Annotated in this window: 3 protein-coding genes; all 3 read left to right on the forward strand. The window is 70.1% G+C overall.

Annotation, left to right across the window (positions count from 1 at the left end):
- Window positions 1–279: 279 nt before the first annotated feature.
- The 3 genes from OWM54_RS00470 to OWM54_RS00480 all read left to right on the forward strand — a co-directional run bounded on the left by OWM54_RS00470 (window position 280) and on the right by OWM54_RS00480 (window position 1,983).
- Complete coding sequence (locus OWM54_RS00470) at window positions 280–1,047, forward strand: N-acetylmuramoyl-L-alanine amidase family protein (protein WP_223748776.1); 768 nt, start codon at window positions 280–282, stop codon at window positions 1,045–1,047.
- 82 nt (window positions 1,048–1,129) lie between these two features.
- A complete protein-coding gene (locus OWM54_RS00475) occupies window positions 1,130–1,519 on the forward strand; it encodes an ArsR/SmtB family transcription factor (RefSeq protein ID WP_223748777.1) in 390 nt (129 codons plus the stop codon).
- Window positions 1,516–1,983, forward strand: a complete 468-nt coding sequence (locus OWM54_RS00480; protein WP_046713612.1) for an SRPBCC family protein — start codon at window positions 1,516–1,518, stop codon at window positions 1,981–1,983. The genes OWM54_RS00475 and OWM54_RS00480 overlap by 4 nt, the downstream gene beginning before the upstream one ends.
- Window positions 1,984–2,031 lie beyond the last annotated feature (48 nt).

The following is a 2,031-nucleotide window of genomic DNA, read 5'->3' on the forward strand; positions in this document are numbered from 1 at the left end:
ACACTGCGGAACGACGCCCGCTCGACAGGCGTCGAACCTGACATGCCGACATCCGCCGCTGGAGTGTGGGGACTGGGAGTCTTGCTGCTCACGGGCACCGCCTGCGTGCGCGCCTCGAGCGAGGTGTCTCCTGATGCCTCGACACACCTGTCCCAGGCGGCGCGGCCGGGCTCGCTCCCCGTCGACCCGAGCGCCGTCCGTGGGTCCGTGGAAGGCACACGGGGCTCCCTTCCCCACAGGCCGATGCGCGCGGCGGAGACGGTCGTCGAGCCGCCTGTCGTGGCCAGGTGGCCCGCGCCGGGAGCCACGCTGACGCACGTCCCCGCGAACGTGCCCGAGGGCTTCGCGCGACGTCGGGTGTACCTGGACGCGGGACACGGCGCCGAGGGGAACACGGGCAACCGCTCCGTCACGTGCGAGGACGAGGAGGTCTTCACGTTGCGCGTGGCGCAGGACCTGGCGCGGCGGTTGGTGGCCACGGGGCACTTCGAGGTGCGCATCAGCCGTGAGCCGGGACAGCGGGTGCCGTATACGAGTCGGCTCGCCGATGCGGAGCGCTGGGGCGCGCACGTGTTCGTGAGCCTGCACTCGGACTCGCGAGGCACGTCGCAGCCGTGGGCGCCCGCGGAGGGACAGTCGTGCAACCGCCAGGACACGACGCCCGGCTTCAGCGTGCTCTGGTCCGAGGATGCGCCCGCCCCCCTCCAGGGTCGCCGCGCGGAGCTGGCGCGAGCGCTGGCGCGGAACCTGTCGCGCGGCGGGTTCCTCCACTACGACGGCGTGGACTACGTGGGCCTCTACGCCACCGACACCGCGCAGCCCGGCGTCTTCGTGTCCCGCGAGCCGTCACACCGGCAGATCTTCGTCCTGCGCAAGCCGACGATGCCCTCGGTCATCGTGGAGACGCACCACGCGCTCGACTTCGAGGAGGCCGCGCGCTGGCGCGAGGAGCGCACGCTGGAGGTCTTCGCCACCGCGATGACCCAGGGACTCGTGGAGGCCTTCGCGCCGCCTCCGCCCCCGCGCGTTTCGACGCAGCAGCCCTGAACCGCACAGCGAACGCTCGACGCGATTCGCGCTTGCCTTTCATTTAACCAGTTGGTTATTTTAACAAAAGGTTAATCAAGCCATGCCGAGCGACCCACTCAGCGCCACCTTTGCCGCACTCGCCGACCCGACCCGGCGCGCGATCCTCGCGCGGCTCTCGAAGGGGGAGACCTCCGTCACGGAGCTCGCCCAACCCTTCGACATGAGCCTCCCCGCCGTGACGAAGCACCTCAAGGTGCTCGAGCGCGCGGGGCTGATCACGCGGAGCCGCGAAGCCCAGTGGCGCCCATGCCGGCTGGCGCCGGAGCCGCTGAAGGACGCGACCGACTGGCTCGAGGACTATCGCGAGTTCTGGGAGGCCAGCCTCGACCGGCTCGAGGACTATCTCGCCGACGTCCAGGGGCAGAAGCGCCCGGCGCGCGGCCGCAAGATTCCAACCCCGAAGAAGAAGGACCGAGGAGCCCCCCCATGAACGCAGCGCTCGACCTCAACGAACTCGCGAAGCGTCAGCTGGAACTGTCGCGGCTCATCAGCGCCCCACGCGCGCTGGTCTTCCAGGCGTTCACCGACGCGGAGATGATCTCCCACTGGTGGGGGCCGAACGGCTTCCGCACGACCACGGTGAGCAAGGACGTGCGGCCGGGGGGCGCGTGGAAGTTCACCATGCACGGGCCCGATGGCACCGACTACGCGAACCACATCGTCTACACGAAGGTCGTCCCCAACGAGCGGCTCGAGTGGGATCACGGCACGAAGGAAGGCGAGGTGCTGTTCAAGGCCGTCGTCACCTTCCAGGACGAGGCGGGAAAGACGCGCGTCACGATGCAGCACACGCTGCCCACCGTCGAAGCGCGCGAGCAGGCGGCGAAGTACGCCATCGAAGGTGGCCAGCAGACGCTCGCGCGGCTCGACCAGCACCTCGCGACGCGGCAGTAGGCACTCGTCGCGCGAGTGCCCACGTCGGGGCGAGGCGCCGGGGAATCC

This window comes from Myxococcus sp. MISCRS1 (genome assembly GCF_026626605.1).
GTDB lineage: Bacteria > Myxococcota > Myxococcia > Myxococcales > Myxococcaceae > Myxococcus > Myxococcus fulvus.

What these genes read in the sequence shown, in the direction of transcription:
- OWM54_RS00475 (WP_223748777.1), top strand. Translation starts at nt 1,130, where the DNA reads ATGCCGAGCGACCCACTCAGCGCCACCTTTGCCGCACTCGCCGACCCG.
- OWM54_RS00480 (WP_046713612.1), top strand. Translation starts at nt 1,516, where the DNA reads ATGAACGCAGCGCTCGACCTCAACGAACTCGCGAAGCGTCAGCTGGAA.